Origin of the sequence: Agromyces sp. NBRC 114283, from assembly GCF_030268405.1 — a bacterium.
Lineage (GTDB): Bacteria > Actinomycetota > Actinomycetes > Actinomycetales > Microbacteriaceae > Agromyces > Agromyces mediolanus.
This window is the reverse complement of record NZ_BSQP01000001.1, coordinates 3,200,120-3,214,296: the sequence shown is the minus strand read 5'-3', so window position 1 is coordinate 3,214,296 and position 14,177 is coordinate 3,200,120. Positions and strand designations below refer to the sequence as shown.

General features: G+C 72.7%; 15 protein-coding genes. 5 read left to right on the top strand and 10 right to left on the bottom strand.

What is annotated here, in order from left to right:
- Positions 1-10: 10 nt before the first annotated feature.
- Entirely contained in the window at positions 11-628 is a 618-nt protein-coding gene (locus tag QSJ60_RS15385) for a GNAT family N-acetyltransferase (protein WP_285464270.1), read from the top strand.
- Here QSJ60_RS15385 and QSJ60_RS15380 read toward each other — a convergent pair.
- The gene (locus QSJ60_RS15380; protein ID WP_230764249.1) at positions 553-1,191 is read right to left on the bottom strand and encodes a hypothetical protein; all 639 of its coding nucleotides are present in this window, start codon (positions 1,189-1,191) and stop codon (positions 553-555) included. The two genes, QSJ60_RS15385 and QSJ60_RS15380, sit on opposite strands and share 76 nt — an antisense overlap.
- Before the next feature lie 162 nt (positions 1,192-1,353).
- Here QSJ60_RS15380 and QSJ60_RS15375 point away from each other — a divergent pair, with 162 nt between their 5' ends.
- Positions 1,354-2,841, top strand: a complete 1,488-nt coding sequence (locus QSJ60_RS15375; RefSeq protein WP_230764247.1) for an MFS transporter — start codon at positions 1,354-1,356, stop codon at positions 2,839-2,841.
- 29 nt (positions 2,842-2,870) lie between these two features.
- Here the strand turns inward: QSJ60_RS15375 and QSJ60_RS15370 are convergent, their stop codons facing one another.
- Entirely contained in the window at positions 2,871-3,521 is a 651-nt protein-coding gene (locus tag QSJ60_RS15370) for an NADPH-dependent F420 reductase (protein WP_285464267.1), read from the bottom strand.
- Positions 3,522-3,698: 177 nt separating this feature from the next.
- Between QSJ60_RS15370 and QSJ60_RS15365 the strand changes: the two genes are divergently transcribed.
- Complete coding sequence (locus QSJ60_RS15365; RefSeq protein WP_285464264.1) at positions 3,699-4,814, top strand: LLM class flavin-dependent oxidoreductase; 1,116 nt, start codon at positions 3,699-3,701, stop codon at positions 4,812-4,814.
- A gap of 27 nt (positions 4,815-4,841) precedes the next feature.
- On the opposite strand, the gene QSJ60_RS15360 is transcribed toward QSJ60_RS15365, so the two are convergent.
- The 8 genes from QSJ60_RS15360 to QSJ60_RS15325 all read right to left on the bottom strand — a co-directional run bounded on the left by QSJ60_RS15360 (position 4,842) and on the right by QSJ60_RS15325 (position 12,020).
- Positions 4,842-6,032, bottom strand: a complete 1,191-nt coding sequence (locus QSJ60_RS15360) for a cation:proton antiporter (RefSeq protein WP_285464263.1) — start codon at positions 6,030-6,032, stop codon at positions 4,842-4,844.
- A 13-nt stretch (positions 6,033-6,045) separates the two neighbouring features.
- Positions 6,046-6,540, bottom strand: a complete 495-nt coding sequence (locus tag QSJ60_RS15355; protein WP_189085917.1) for a cation:proton antiporter regulatory subunit — start codon at positions 6,538-6,540, stop codon at positions 6,046-6,048.
- An 86-nt stretch (positions 6,541-6,626) separates the two neighbouring features.
- On the bottom strand, positions 6,627-7,508 hold the full coding sequence (locus tag QSJ60_RS15350; protein ID WP_285464261.1) for an alanyl-tRNA editing protein: 882 nt from the start codon (positions 7,506-7,508) through the stop codon (positions 6,627-6,629).
- A gap of 7 nt (positions 7,509-7,515) precedes the next feature.
- Positions 7,516-7,692, bottom strand: coding sequence for a hypothetical protein (locus tag QSJ60_RS15345; protein WP_189085919.1), 177 nt, complete (start codon positions 7,690-7,692; stop codon positions 7,516-7,518).
- A 99-nt stretch (positions 7,693-7,791) separates the two neighbouring features.
- Positions 7,792-8,949 (bottom strand): acyl-CoA dehydrogenase family protein, encoded by a 1,158-nt coding sequence (locus tag QSJ60_RS15340; RefSeq protein WP_285464259.1) that lies wholly within the window; start codon positions 8,947-8,949, stop codon positions 7,792-7,794.
- Positions 8,950-8,958: 9 nt separating this feature from the next.
- Positions 8,959-9,828 carry a DUF4349 domain-containing protein gene (locus tag QSJ60_RS15335; RefSeq protein WP_285464257.1) on the bottom strand — a complete coding sequence of 290 codons (870 nt, stop codon included), beginning with the start codon at positions 9,826-9,828 and terminating at the stop codon, positions 8,959-8,961.
- 142 nt (positions 9,829-9,970) lie between these two features.
- Positions 9,971-10,798, bottom strand: a complete 828-nt coding sequence (locus QSJ60_RS15330; RefSeq protein ID WP_285464255.1) for an aldo/keto reductase — start codon at positions 10,796-10,798, stop codon at positions 9,971-9,973.
- A 13-nt stretch (positions 10,799-10,811) separates the two neighbouring features.
- The gene (locus tag QSJ60_RS15325; protein WP_285464254.1) at positions 10,812-12,020 is read right to left on the bottom strand and encodes an MFS transporter; all 1,209 of its coding nucleotides are present in this window, start codon (positions 12,018-12,020) and stop codon (positions 10,812-10,814) included.
- Positions 12,021-12,264: 244 nt separating this feature from the next.
- Between QSJ60_RS15325 and QSJ60_RS15320 the strand changes: the two genes are divergently transcribed.
- On the top strand, positions 12,265-13,161 hold the full coding sequence (locus tag QSJ60_RS15320; RefSeq protein WP_285464252.1) for an ABC transporter substrate-binding protein: 897 nt from the start codon (positions 12,265-12,267) through the stop codon (positions 13,159-13,161).
- Positions 13,162-13,163: 2 nt separating this feature from the next.
- Positions 13,164-14,171, top strand: coding sequence for an amino acid ABC transporter permease (locus QSJ60_RS15315; protein WP_285464251.1), 1,008 nt, complete (start codon positions 13,164-13,166; stop codon positions 14,169-14,171).
- The last annotated feature ends 6 nt before the right edge of the window (positions 14,172-14,177 follow it).

The following is a 14,177-nucleotide window of genomic DNA, read 5'->3' as shown; positions in this document are numbered from 1 at the left end:
CCGCGTCGCGATGACCCTCCTCGTACGCCAGTACCAGCCGGCCGACCGAGACGACATCGCCGACGTCTGCCTCCGCACCGCGATCGCGGGCGGCGACGCGAGCGGCCGCTACTCCGACGACGCGCTCATGCCCGAGGTGTTCGCGCTGCCGTACCTCGCCTACGACCCCTCGCTCGTCTTCGTCGTGACGAACGGGCACCGGGTCGTGGGCTACGTGCTCGGCGTCGCCGACACCCGCGACTTCGTCGAGTGGTGGCGGCGCGAGTGGGCGCCCGGGTTCGCGGCGAGGCATCCGCGCCCCGGCCCGCCCACCGGGCGCGAGCCGGCGTTCACCGAAGCGCGCCTGCTCGAAGCGGGCCGAGACCCCGACCGCATGCTCGTGGCCGAGCTCGACGAGTACCCCGCGCACCTGCATATCGACCTGCTGCCCGAGGCGCAGGGGCAGGGGCTCGGCCGTCGGCTCGTCGACGTGCTGCGGGCGGCGCTCCGCGGTCGCGGGGTCCCCGGGGTGCACCTCGGCTTCGACCCGGCGAATACCGGGGCGCGCGCGTTCTACGAGCGGCTGGGCTTCGTCGAGCTGCCCTCGAGCACGCCGACGGCGCCACTCTTCGGCATCAACACCGACTGATCGTCCTCGGCGCGCAGCTTCGGCCGGCGCTCGAACCAGTAGAGCAGCCGCGGGTCGCTGCGGCGGAGCTCCGCCATCGTGACCGGCTCCTCGCGCACGACCTCGTCGACGCCGAGCACGGGCGCGACGAGGTTCATCGTCTCCTCGTCCCAGAAGCCGCCGCGCATGCGGAACACCGAGTGCCCGCGGCGGTCGACGACGAAGAGCTGGGAGCTCGTCTCCGAGCTCGCGCCGCGGTACAGCTGCACGCGCAGCACGCCGGAGATGTCGCGCGCCGCGATCGTCTTGGTGCCGCCGAAGAAGCCGCGCTCGACGATGCCGGCCGCGCTGACCGAGGCCCGGGTGCGGCGGTACTGCAGGAAGGCGAGCGCCACGGCGCCCGCGATCAGCACCGCGAGCACGCCGACGAGCAGGAACGGGCGCGTGCTGCCCGGCCGGTAGAGCACCCAGAGCGCGAGGCACAAGAGCGGCAGCGCAAGGGTCGCGATCGGCAGTCCGATCGACCAGCCGAGCGTGCGGCGGGGGCGCAGGGTCCGCACTCGCAGGCCCGCCCGGTCGATCACGGGAGGCAGGGTGGATGGGTCCCCAACACCTTCGCTCCCCTCATCCACCGGTGCCCTCGACATAACCCGTACATCCTCCGCCCGCCGCGCGGATCGCGCTATTCCTCATTTATGAGGACATCGCCCGTTTCCGCTGACGCGGGCGGGCATAGTCTGGAGCGGATGTCGAACCCACCGCTGACCCAGTCGATCCCGCTCACCCCCGACAAGCGCTGGCGCGCGTACTGGGTGTGCGTCTCGGTCGCGGCGCTCACGATCCTCGACCTCTCGAAGGTGAACGTCGGCCTGCCGTCGATCGAGACCGCGCTCGGCGCGAGCCCGACCGAGCTGCAGCTCGTCGTCGCCGGCTACGTGCTCACCTTCGGCCTCACGCTCGTGCCCGCCGGCCGCATCGGCGACCAGCGCTCGCGCAAGGCGATGTTCCTCATCGGGCTCTCGCTGTTCCTCGTGACGAGCACGATCTGCGCCCTCGCCCCGAACGGCGCCGTGCTGCTCGTCGGCCGGCTGCTGCAGGGCGTCGCGGCGGGCATCCAGATGCCGCAGGTGATCGGCCTCGTGCAGCAGCTGTTCCAGGGGGCGGAGCGCGGCAAGGCCTTCGGCCTCTTCGGCGCCACGATCGGGCTCGCCACGGCGTTCGGCCCGACGCTCGGCGGCCTCGCGATCGCCGTCGGCGGCCCGAGCGACGGCTGGCGCTGGATCTTCTGGATGAACGTGCCGCTCACCCTCGTCGCGATCGCCCTCGCGGTGTGGCTGCTGCCGCAGACCCGGCTCCCCTCGCCCGGGCGGCTGGAGCTCGACCCCGTCGGCGTGCTGCTCTTCGCCGTGACGGTGCTCGCGCTGATGTGGCCGTTCCTGTTCACGACGGGCTCGCCCGACGACGACCCCGCCCGCTGGTGGACGCTCGTCGTCTTCGTGCTCGGCCTCACCGCCTTCGTCGCTTGGGAGCGGCGCTACGCGGCGCGTGGGCGGCATCCGCTCGTGCCGCTCGCGCTCTTCCGGGTCGGCTCGTTCCGCAACGGCACGGTGCTCGCGGCGGTGTACTTCGCCGCGATGCCGTCGATGTTCCTGCTCACGACGCTCTACCTGCAGCACGGCCTCGGCCTGCAGGCCGTCTTCGCGGGCATGGTGGGCATCGGCTTCGCGCTCGTCAGCGCCGTGACCTCGATGATCGGCGGGCGGCTCGTCGAGCGGCTGGGCCGGCCGCTCGTGGTCTGGGGCATCGCGCTGCTCCTCGCGGGCGTCGGGCTGCTCGTGCTCGCCGCCGTCGCGACGCCGGAGGCGTGGACGCCGTGGGCGATGGCGGCCGCCATGGTGCTCGCCGGCGCGGGCGGCGGCTTCGTCGTCTCGCCGAACCAGACGCTCACCCTCGCCGACGTGCCGGTCAAGCAGGGCGGCCTCGCCGGCTCGGTCGGGCAGCTCGGCCAGCGCATCGGCACGGCCATCGGCACGGCGCTCACGCTGTCGATCTTCTACGCGACCATCTATCGGGAGTCCGGCGGCGACGGCAGCGCCGGCGACGCGGGCATCGACGTGTACCACGACGCCTACGCGCTCGCGATGCTCGCGGTCGCCGTGCTGCTCGCCGTCGCGCTCGCGGTGGGCCTCGTCGACCTCGGCGCCCGGCGCCGTCGGCGCAGCGCGCTCGGCTAGGCCGCGCCGATCGCGCGTCCTCGACCGCCTCAGGCCGCGGCGCGGGCGGCCGCGAACATGCCGGCGAGCTCGGCAGCGGAGAGCTCCCGGCCGAAGGCGGGGTGACCGGGCTCGAGCACCCGTCCATTCGCGAGCGGGCCGCCATCGACGGCGTCGAAGCCGATCGCGTCGATGATGCCGGCGAGCACGGCGCGCGCGTCGGGGTCGTCGCCGACGACCGCCAGGGCGCGGCGCAGCGGATCGCCCGCGGGCAGCGCGTCGTCCTCCATGTCGTGGTAGCCGAGGTGGTTCAGCGACTTGACGAGCCGCATCGACGGATTGCGCGACTCGTGCTGCTCGCTCGTCGAGCGGGGGTCGGCGTCGACCTCGGGCAGCTGCCCGTCGATCGGCGGCCAGTAGTTCATGGCGTCGACGACGATGCGGCCGTCGAAGCTCGACCACGGCACCGTGCCGGCCTTGCCGAACGGCACGGCGACGATGACGACGTCGGACGCCGCGACGAGCTCCTCGGGGGAGGCGACGACGGCGCCGGGCGCGACCACGCCGACGAGGAGCTCGAGCGCGGTCTGGCGGGGCGAGCCGGCGATGCGCACCTCGTACCCCGCCTCGACGAGGAGGCGTGCGAGTGCCGTGCCGACCTTGCCGGCGCCGAAGATGCCGATGCTCGGCCGCTGCTCCACGTGCGTTCCACTCCTGTTCGATGCGGCGGGCGCGTCGTGCCCGTCCGTCCATGCGGTGCAACGCCCCCGGTCCGCGGCGCATTCCCCGCCGCCGCTCGCGGGCCGTTCCGGGTTCCCCGACCATTCCCCTCCGGCGGGATCGGGAATAGTCTCGGCGAGGGGGAGGTTCCGCAGAACATGCAGACGTATGAATTCGGGCTCGACACCTTCGGCGACGTCACGGTCGGCCCCGACGGTGCGACGCTCAGTCACGCCCAGGTGCTCCGGAACATCGTCGAGGAGGCCGTGCTCGCCGACCGGCTTGGGCTCGACTTCTTCGGCATCGGCGAGCACCACCGGCACGAGTTCGCCGTGTCCGCGCCCGAGGTCGTGCTCGGCACGATCGCCGGCCGCACCGAGCGCATCCACCTCGGCTCCGCCGTCACCGTGCTCTCGAGCGACGACCCGGTGCGCGTCTTCCAGCGCTTCGCGACGCTCGATGGGCTCTCCGGCGGGCGCGCCGAGGTCATCCTCGGCCGGGGTTCGTTCATCGAGTCCTTCCCGCTCTTCGGCTACGACCTGGCGCAGTACCAGGAGCTCTTCGAGGAGAAGCTCGAGCTGTTCTCCGCCCTCCTCGAGCAGGAGCCCGTCACCTGGTCGGGCGCGCTCCGCGCCCCGCTCACCGAGCAGCGCGTCTTCCCGCCCGTCGAGCACGGCCGGCTGAAGACCTGGATCGGCGTCGGCGGCAGCCCCGAGTCCGTCGTGCGCGCGGCCCACTACGGCCTGCCCCTCGTGCTCGCGATCATCGGCGGCAGCCCCGCCCGCTTCGCGCCGCTCGCGGATCTCTACCGCAAGGCGCTCGCCCAGTTCGGCAAGCCGGAGCAGCCCGTCGCCATCCACTCGCCCGGCTTCATCGCCGACAGCGACGAGGAGGCGCTCGACGTGCTCTGGCCGCACTACCAGGTGATCATCGACCGGATCGGCCGCGAGCGCGGCTGGGGCGCGGTCACCCGGGAGCACTTCGAGGCCGAGGCCTCCGCGCACGGCGCGCTCTTCGCCGGCTCGGCCGAGACCGTCGCGCAGAAGATCGCCGCCGCGCTGCGCAACGTCGGCGCCGTCCGCTTCGATCTGAAGTACTCGAACGGCACGCTGCCGCACGAGGCGATGATGGGCAGCATCGAGCGCTACGGCAGCGAGGTCGTGCCGCGCGTTCGCGAGCTGCTCGCCGCCGCCGAGCAGACGAGCGAGACCGACGCCGAGCGGCTCGCACGCGCCGACCGCGCCGACGCGGCCGCCGAGGCTGAGCGCAGCTGAGCAGGGCTGGCAGACCCGCGCGGCGGCTCAGCTCGGCGCCGGCTCCTTCGCGAGCCGGCGCCGGCGCACCGCCTGGCGGAACCACATGGCGTCGGGCATCCGGGCGAGGAAGGTGCCCAGGATGATCGTGAGCAGCACGTAGTCCGTCGCGAGCGAGGCGAGCGCCGGGGTCACCCCGGCGGTGACCGCGAGTCCCGCGATCACGATCGAGAACTCCCCGCGCGGGATCAGGCTGAAGCCCGCCCGCCACTGGCCGAGCGCGGCGACTCCCGCGCGCCGCGCCGCGAACGCGCCGGTGGCGACCTTCGTCGCCGAGGTGACCACGACGAGCAGGAGCGCGGGCACCAGCATCGACAGCAGGTTCGACGAGTCGGTGGTGAGCCCGAAGAACACGAAGAAGGTCGCCGCGAACAGGTCCCGCAGCGGGGTGAGCACCTGGCTCGCGGCCGCCGCGACCCGGCCCGAGAGCGCGATGCCCACGAGGAACGCGCCGACCGCGGCAGAGACCGAGACCTCCTGCGCGACGCCCGCGACGAGCATGGTCAGCCCGAGCACGCCGAGCAGCAGCGGCTCGGCGTGGTCGGCCGGGAAGAGCTTGGAGACGATGTTGCCGTGCCGCAGCGCGATGTAGAGGATGACGACGACCACCGTCACCGCGATCGCGACGGCGATGGCGCCCTGCCAGAGGCTCACCCCGATGACGATCGCCGAGAGCACCGGCAGGTAGAACGCCATCGCCAGGTCCTCGAGCACGAGCACCCCGAGCAGCGCCGGGGTCTCGCGGTTCGAGAGGCGCCCGAGGTCGCGCAGCAGCTTCGCGATCACGCCGGAGGAGGAGACCCAGGTCACTCCGGCGAGGGCGACCGCGGCGATCGGCCCCCAGCCGAGCAGCAGGGCGAGCGCGGCGCCCGGCAGGGCGTTCAACAGCCCGTCGACGATGCCCGCGGCGCGCGCGGACTTCAGGCTCTCGAACAGCTCGCCCGCGGTGTACTCGAGACCGAGCAGCGCGAGCAGCAGGATGACGCCGATCTCGGAGCCGGTCTGCAGGAACTCGATGCTCGCGTCGAACGGCACGACGCCGCCTTGGCCGAAGGCGAGGCCGAGCAGCAGGTAGAACGGGATCGGCGAGAGGCCGATGCGCAGGGCGAGGCGCCCGAGCAGACTCATGCCGAGAAGCAGCGCGCCGACTTCTATCAGGAGCAGCGTGGTCTCGTGCATACGGGGCGCGGACTCAGTCTGGTCCGTTGGCGAGCAGCCGCGAGACGCCGTCGAGGCCCTCGCGGGTGCCGACGGCGACGATCACGTCGCCCGCCCGCAGCGATTCGGCCGGGGTGGGCGAGGGGATGACCTGGCCGTCGCGCACGATCGCCACGATGGAGGCGTGCGTGCGGGTGCGGGCCTTCGTGTCGCCCAGGGTGCGGTTCAGGAACGGCGAGTCCGTCGGCAGGGCGATCTGCTCGGTGTAGAGCCCGGCGGTCTCGTCGGAGAGGCTCGTCAAGCGGGAGAGCATGACCGAGGCGCCGAGGACGTCGGCGAGGGCCGCCGCCTCCTCGTCGTTCAGGGGCACGGAGTTACGGCAGGCGTCGGGGTCGTCCTCGTCGAAGACGCCGAGATCGCGCTCGCCGTCGCGGTGCGAGACGACGCTGATCCGACGACCGTGCTCGGTCACGAGGTCGTGCCGGACACCGATGCCCGGCAGGTCGACCTTCTCGATGCGAATTCCCACGTGCGACATCGTACTCCCGCCGGCGGGGTGGTCCGGCAGCTGCGGCCGAGTCGCCTCGGGCCGCGCTCGCGGGCTCGTGCGCGAGGTCAGCTGCGCGGTGTCGCGCGCGTCGTCATGACGAGCACGGGCGTGCCCGCGTCGTCGCCGAGCTCGAGCTGCACGTCGAGGCCGCCGAGCGCGCCCGTCGACTGGGCGTGCGTGCCGCCGCAGGGGATCCGCGCGGTGCCGTCCGGGAGCTCGCAGACCCAGGATCGCCGGTCGGTGAGCGTCGGACCTTCGGCCTCGATGCGGACCGCGGCATCCGCCGCGACCCACTCGGCGAGCGTCGCCTCGATCTCCGCGGCGAGCGCGGGGAGGGATGCCTCGTCGAGCGAGGCCGTGTCGAAGCCGGCGCGGCGCAGCGACTTGTTCAGCCGGTAGCGGTCGACCGAGCCGTTCGCCTCGATGCGCGAGCTCTGGATGGCCGTGCCGTCGAAGTCGGGGGCGCCGAGGGCGTCCTCGCGGGGCTCCTTGGACCAGCGTCCGGCGAGCGCCCGGTTCAGCGCGAGGGAGGCGAGGTGGCAGGCGGTGTGGCCGACACTGAGCGCGGCGCGCAGCTCGGCGTCCGCAGCGATCTCGACCTCGTCGCCCTCGCTCGGCGCGTCGGCCGCGTCGACGAGGTGCGCCACGAGGAAGGTCCAGCCCTCGGTGCCCTTGCGCACCGGGACGGCGTCGCCGAGGTGCAGCTCGGTGCCGTCGGTCGCCGCCACGACGGCGCCGACGATCGGCAGCTCTCGGCCGTTCGCCCGGAGCACGCCGCGGTCCGCCGGCTGGTCGGGCCAGGCGGCGTCGACCGGGTGGAAGCTCGTGGCGTCGGTGACGACCGCGACGAGGCCGTCGGCGGCGGGGGCGACGTGCAGCACCGTGGCGGTGCCCGCGAGGGCCCCGGCCGGGTAGTCGACGCGGGTCGGCGTGCCGGGCAGCGTCATCGCCGGCTCAGACGCCGTCGCGACGGCCGAGCAGGTTCATCGGGATCGCCATCGCGAGCGAGACGCAGATGATGCCCGCGAAGAAGACGATCGCCTCGACGCCCGCGAGGTGCGGCGCGGTGCCCATGAGCCACATGCCGAACACGAACAGGCCCATGGCGATGAGGAAAGCGACGACGTTCACAACGACCTCCAGAATGCGAGTGCGGGCGGATGCCGCCTCCTCCAGTCTAGCCAGGCGTGCACCGGCGTCGCGGCCGGGCAGTGGCGCCCGACCGGCCGCTCAGTCCTCGGCCGGGCCGAGCAGCGCGTTCGCGACGGTGCCGTGCGCGGACTCGTCGTCAGAGGGGTGGAAGATGCCGGCGAGTACGTCTCGGTACAGCCGGCCGAGCTCGTTGCCGGCGAAGTAGCTCGAGCCGCCGGCCACGCGCACGGCCTGGTCGACGACCTGCTTCGCCGTCTCGGTCGCGCGCACCTTCGCGCCGGAGAGCTTCGGGTACCACTGCGCACCGTGGTCGACGAGCTCGTCGACGTCCCGGGCGAGCGAGCGCAGCTGCGGCTCGATGGCGTCGTGCGCGATCGCGGCGTCGGCGATGCGCCAGCGGATGTCGGGATCGTTCGAGAGCGGCCGGCCGCCGTGCTTCATCGAGGTGCGCCGGCGCGCCGCGGCGACCGCGAGCTCGATCGCCCGGCCGCCGATGCCCGTGTACACCGCCGAGAGCAGCAGCTCGAAGTTCGCGAAGATGCCGAAGACGAAGGGGTCGGCGTTCGGGCCGGGGTCGAGCCGGCGCACGACCCGGTCGGCGGCGGCGTACGCGCCGTCGAGCACCGTGGTGCGGCTCTGGCTGGCGCGCATGCCGAGCGTGTTCCAGTCGTCGAGGATCTTGACGTCGGGGTCCTCGCGGTCGATGAACGCGTAGACGAGCTTGGGCGCGTCGGCGGAGGCGGTGTCGAGCCCCATGGTGCCGAGCCGGGTCCAGGCGGGGGACAGCGAGGTGAAGATCTTGCGCCCGGTGAAGCGGTAGCCGCCGTCGGGCTGCGGATCGGCCTCCGAGCGGGAGCCGAAGAGCATCAGGTCGTTGCCGGCCTCGCTGATGCCGAAGCCGAACAGCTCGCCCGCGCCGGCCTCGCGGAGCAGGAAGTCGAGCGTGTCGTCGCCGCGGTCGTGCAGCACCTTCGCGACGCCCGTCCACACGAGGTGCATGTTGATGGCGAGCGCGGTCGCCGGGGCGGCGCCGCCGAGGCGCATCTGCGCGCGCACCGCGTCCTCGAGGCTCCAGCCGAGCCCGCCGAACTCGACGGGCACGAGGGCGCGCGGGTAGCCGCGCTCCCGCAGCTCCTCGAGGTCTTCGGTGAAGAAGCCGTTGTCGCGGTCGTAGCCGGCCGCGCGCTCGCGGATGCGGTCGAGCAGGGTGTCATCGAGCAGCGTCTCAGGGCCCACACCCGAAGCCTACGCCTCCCGGCCGCCCCGGCGCCGGGTCGCGAGCAGCACGATGCCGACGACGAGGGCGCCCACGACGACGAGCACGCCGAGCCACGGCAGCGCGACGCCGAGGGCGACGAGCGCGGCCCCCGTGAAGGCGACGAGCGAGTCCCAGCCGACGACGAGCCCCGACCAGAAGTCCCCGGGGCCGGCGCTCGGCGCGACGCCATCGGTGACGAGCTCCAGGCTCACCGTGGCGTATTCGATCTGGTCGACGAGCAGCTCGCGCTGCGCGGTGAGCCCGTCGAGCTCCGCCTGCCTCGTGGTGAGCTCGGACTCGATCTCGATGAGCTCGGCGGTCGTCGCGGCGCTCGCGAGGAGCTGCTGCAGGCGGCCGACGGAGGCGGTGAGGGCCTCGATCCTCGCCTCAAGGTCCTGCCGCTCGACCGTGACGTCCGAGGCGTCCAGCGACACCTGGTCGACGCGCCCGAGCTCGCGGAGCGCGGCGACCGTGCCGTCGAGCTCGTCGACCGGGATCCGGAGCACGACCGAGGCGCGCGCCGGCTGCGTCTCGGTGCCGGGCGTCTCGGAGCGGTGGTCGACCCGGCCGCCGGCGCGCTCGACGAGGGCCGAGGCATCCGCCGCCGTGGCGACCGGGTCGTCGACGGTGAGCTGCAGCCAGCCGGTGGTCACCACGCTGCGCTCGCTCGTGCCGTCGGCGTCTCGGGCGGCCTCCGCGCCCGCCGACTCGTCGGCGAGCGGAGCGCCGGGTGCGGCCGGCACGGCCGGGGACGAGGCGCCCCCGCCCTGGGCGGTGCAGCCGGCGAGGAGCAGGGCGGCGAACGCCGCCGCGGCGAGGGCCGCGAGGGGCCGTGCGAGTCGCGTCGTCGTGGTCATGGCCACACGCTAGGGCGGGCGCCGGCGGCCGTGGCTGACCGGGCGCTGGGAGTCCGGTCACGATCGGGTTGCCGTCTGCTGGGAGTCGCTCGGCGGCCACAACCGCGGGCCCCGCTCGTTCGTCAGGCGGGGCTCGCCGGGTTCAGTCGCCGTCGGGGTCGCGACCGGTGCGCTCGCCCGACTCGAGGCCGCCGATCGCGGCGAGGTCCTCCGCGTCGAGCGCGAAGCCGAAGACGTCGAGGTTCTCCCGGATGCGCTCGGGCGAGGAGGCCTTCGGGATCACGACGTTGCCGAGCTGCACGTGCCAGCGCAGCACGATCTGCGCCGGGGTGCGGCCGTGCTTCGCGGCGATGCCCGCGAGCACGGGGTCGTCGAGCACTCGGCCGCGGGCGAGCGGCGACCAGGCCTCGGTCAGGATGCTGTGCGCGCCGTCGTACGCGCGGAGCTCCGCCTGCGGCAGCCAGGGGTGCAACTCGACCTGGTTCACGACCGGGGCCACGCCGGTCTCGCCGATGAGCCGCTCGAGGTGGTGTGGGTGGAAGTTCGCGACGCCGATGGAGCGCACCCGTCCCTCCTCGCGGAGCCGCACCAGCGCGCGCCAGCTGTCGACGTAGCGGTCGGTCGAGGGCACCGGCCAGTGGATGAGGTACAGCTCGATCCGCTCCAGCCCGAAGCGCTCCATCGAGGCGTCGAAGGCGCGGAGGGTCTCGTCGTAGCCGTTGTCGTCCTTCCAGACCTTGCTCGTGACGAAGAGCTCCTCGCGGGCGACGGGGGCCTCACGCACCGCTCGGCCGACCTCCGCCTCGTTCGCGTAGAAGGCGGCCGTGTCGAGGTGACGGTAGCCGGCGTCGATCGCGGCGAGCGCGAGCCGGGCGGCGTCCTCGGCGGGCACCTTGTAGAGCCCGAAGCCGAGCTGCGGGATCTCGGCCCCGTCGGCCAGCGGAAGCAGGGGCGCGAGGTGAGCGGACATTCGGTCCTCCTGGTCAACTGGGGGTGATCGGCACCGGCTCGGTGTCCGGGATCGGGCTCGCGTCGCGGCCGCGGAGGTCGGGGTGCCAGCGTTTGGCGAGCGCCGGCACGAGCGTGCCGAGGAACGCGAGCGCCGCGGCGGCCCAGAACGCGCCCTGGGCGCCGTTGCCGTCGATGAGGAAGCCTGCGAGCGCCGAGCCGAGGGCGGCGCCGATGAGCTGGCCGGTGCCGACCCAGCCGTAGGCCTCGGCGGTGTCGGAGAACTTCACGCTCGACGAGACGATCGCGAAGAGCACGGCGAGCGCGGGCGCGATGCCGATGCCGGCGACGAACAGGGTGGCCGCGAGCCACCAGAAATCCATCGCCGCGGCGGCGAGCGCGGTGCCGGCGAAGACGATGAACATGCGCCGGGCGGTCGACCACGGGCTGATCGGTGCGTGCCCGAGGAAGAGGCCGCCCGCGAGGCTGCCGATCGAGAAGATGGCGAGGACGATGCCGGCCTCCGGGCCGCCGTGGCCGAAGACGGCGACGACGCCCGCTTCGATGGCGGCGCACGCCCCCACGAGGAGGAACCCCACGACGGTCGCGAGCAGCACCGGCGGGCGGGCGAGCACGACCCCGAAGCGGCGCTTCGAGCGCGGGATGCGCACCCGGCCGAGCTCGGGGGAGGAGATGAACCAGGCGCCGCCGACGACCATGAGCGCCGCCGCGAGCAGGATGCCCCAGATGGTGCCGATCTGCGTGGACACGAAGGTCGTCACCACGGGGCCGACGACCCAGATGATCTCCTGCGCCGAGGCGTCCAGCGAGAACAGCGGCGTGAGCTGGCGCGAGTTCACCATCTTCGGATAGATGGTGCGCACGGCGGGCTGGACGGGCGGCGTCGAGAGCCCGGCGAGCAGGCCGATGCCGAGGTAGAGGGGCATGATCGGCGGGATGACGCCGATGGCGACGATCGCGGCGACGCAGATGGTGAGCGTCGTGACGAGCACGGGGCGCATGCCGAAGCGCCCCATCATCCGGCTCGTGAGCGGGCCCGCGACGGCCTGGCCGATCGAGGTCGCGGCGAGCACGAGGCCGGCGGAGCCGTACGAGCCGGTCTGCTGCTCGACGTGCAGGAGGAAGGCGAGCGAGAGCATGCCGGAGGGGAATCGGGCCGTCAGCTGCGCCGCGATGATGCGGGCGACGCCCCTGGTCTTCAACAGTTCCGAGTAGCTCCCCACAGTTGCACAAGCCTAGCGAGCGCGGCGGGCGGCGGAAGTCCCCGCGAGATGGGCGATTCGCTGCGTTCGTTTTGGCAACGGCGCTCGATCATTGCGTTCAAGCGCCAAATCGCGGCGTATTCGTTCGTGGGCTCGGGTCTGTGCGATCGGGCGGGCTATGCTCGGGCCACGGCGACGGAGCCCTGGAGATACGCTACGTCGTCGTACGTGTCCCCAATCACTTCGTGACGACAGAGGTCCCATCATGAACACCCGACGTCTGCTCCTCCCGGCCGCCATCGCATCGGCGGCCGCGCTGCTGTTCACCGGCTGCGTCGACAACAGCACCCCGCCGAGCGCCGCCCCCGGCGGCGACACCGGCGCATCCATCGCCGTGGACGAGGCCGCGGTCGCGCTCCTCCCCGAGGAGATCAAGAGCGCGGGCGTGCTCGTCGTCGGTACCGACGCCGCGTACCCGCCCAACGAGTACAAGGACGCCGATGGCAACCCCATCGGCTGGGACGTCGACCTCGTCGACGCGCTCGGCGCCAAGCTCGGGCTCGAGATCAAGTACGAGATCGCGAGCTTCGACAAGATCATCCCCTCCATCACGGGCGGCACCATGGATATGGGCATGTCCTCCTTCACCGACAATGCCGAGCGGCAGAAGCAGGTCGACTTCGTCGACTACTACAGCGCGGGCATCCTGTGGGCCGCGCCCACCGGCAGCACCGTCGACCCCGACGACGCCTGCGGCCTGAAGGTCGCCGTGCAGGCCACCACCTACGAGCACACCGACGAACTCCCGGCGAAGAGCCAGGCCTGCGTCGACGCAGGCAAGCCCGCGATCGAGATCACGCCCTTCGACACCCAGGAGGCCGCGGCGAACGCCGTCGTCCTCGGCCAGGCCGACGCGATGAGCGCCGACTCGCCGGTCACGGGCTACGCGATCGCCCAGACCGACGGCAAGCTCGAGCAGGCCGGCGAGGTGTTCGACTCGGCGCCCTACGGCTTCCCCGTGAAGAAGGGCTCCGAGCTCGCGAAGGCCGTGCAGGCTGCGATGCAGTCGCTGATCGACGACGGCACCTACGGCGACATCCTCGCCGAATGGGGCGTCGAGTCCGGCGCCGTGAAGACGATCGACATCAACGCGGGCACCTGACGATGAGCGACTCGTCGGCCGGCCGGGCAGCCCCGCCCGCGCCGGCGGGCGGGGCGCCCGCCCCGTCCCGCGCCCCGGAGAAGGTCGTGAAGCTCCGGCACCCCTGGCGCATCGTCGTCGCGGTGCTGCTGCTCGCCGTCGTCGCGGTCTTCGTGATCGACGCCGCGCAGCGGGAGGCCTTCGACTGGGCCTCCGTCGGCAAGTACGTCTTCGACAAGCGCGTCACCCAGGCCGCCGGATTCACCCTGCTGCTGACCGTCCTGTCGATGATCATCGGCGTCGTGCTCGGCATCATCCTCGCGGTGATGCGGCAGTCGCCGAACCCCGTGCTGAAGTCGGTCGCGTGGGTGTACCTCTGGATCTTCCGCGGCACCCCGGTCTACGTGCAGCTCGTCTTCTGGGGCCTGCTCGCCACGATCTACTCCTCGATCGACCTCGGTGTCCCGTTCATGGAACCGTGGGTGTCGTTCCCGACGAAGGTGCTGTTCAACGCCTTCTGGTTGACGGTCATCGGCCTCGGTCTTAACGAGTCGGCCTACATGGCCGAGATCGTGCGCGCGGGCCTGCTCTCGGTGGACCCGGGACAGCACGAGGCGGCCACGGCGCTCGGCATGGGCTGGGGCAAGACCATGCGCCGCGTCGTGCTGCCGCAGGCGATGCGGGTGATCATCCCGCCGACGGGCAACGAGGTCATCTCCATGCTGAAGACGACCTCGCTGGCCACAGCCGTGCCGTTCACGCTCGAGCTGTACACCCGCACCCGGGATATCTCGGTCGAGATCTTCAATCCGATCCCGCTGCTCATCGTCGCCTCGATCTGGTACCTCGCCATCACCTCGGTGCTGATGGTCGGCCAGTTCTTCCTCGAGAAGCGCTTCGCCCGCGGCGTCGGCGCCCGGCCCGACGCCGGACCCGGTCCGGTGACGGCCTCGATGTCGGCCGTCGAGCTCGACGAGAGCGCGGCCGCCGACGCGGCCATCGCCGCCAAGCACGGAGGAGACGCACGATGAGCGAGC

Excerpts from the sequence above, each read along its gene's own strand:
- QSJ60_RS15385 (WP_285464270.1), top strand. The coding sequence starts at position 11 with ATGACCCTCCTCGTACGCCAGTACCAGCCGGCCGACCGAGACGACATC.
- QSJ60_RS15375 (WP_230764247.1), top strand. The coding sequence starts at position 1,354 with ATGTCGAACCCACCGCTGACCCAGTCGATCCCGCTCACCCCCGACAAG.
- QSJ60_RS15365 (WP_285464264.1), top strand. The coding sequence starts at position 3,699 with ATGCAGACGTATGAATTCGGGCTCGACACCTTCGGCGACGTCACGGTC.
- QSJ60_RS15360 (WP_285464263.1), bottom strand. The coding sequence starts at position 6,032 with ATGCACGAGACCACGCTGCTCCTGATAGAAGTCGGCGCGCTGCTTCTC.
- QSJ60_RS15350 (WP_285464261.1), bottom strand. The coding sequence starts at position 7,508 with ATGACGCTGCCCGGCACGCCGACCCGCGTCGACTACCCGGCCGGGGCC.
- QSJ60_RS15335 (WP_285464257.1), bottom strand. The coding sequence starts at position 9,828 with ATGACCACGACGACGCGACTCGCACGGCCCCTCGCGGCCCTCGCCGCG.
- QSJ60_RS15330 (WP_285464255.1), bottom strand. The coding sequence starts at position 10,798 with ATGTCCGCTCACCTCGCGCCCCTGCTTCCGCTGGCCGACGGGGCCGAG.
- QSJ60_RS15320 (WP_285464252.1), top strand. The coding sequence starts at position 12,265 with ATGAACACCCGACGTCTGCTCCTCCCGGCCGCCATCGCATCGGCGGCC.
- QSJ60_RS15315 (WP_285464251.1), top strand. The coding sequence starts at position 13,164 with ATGAGCGACTCGTCGGCCGGCCGGGCAGCCCCGCCCGCGCCGGCGGGC.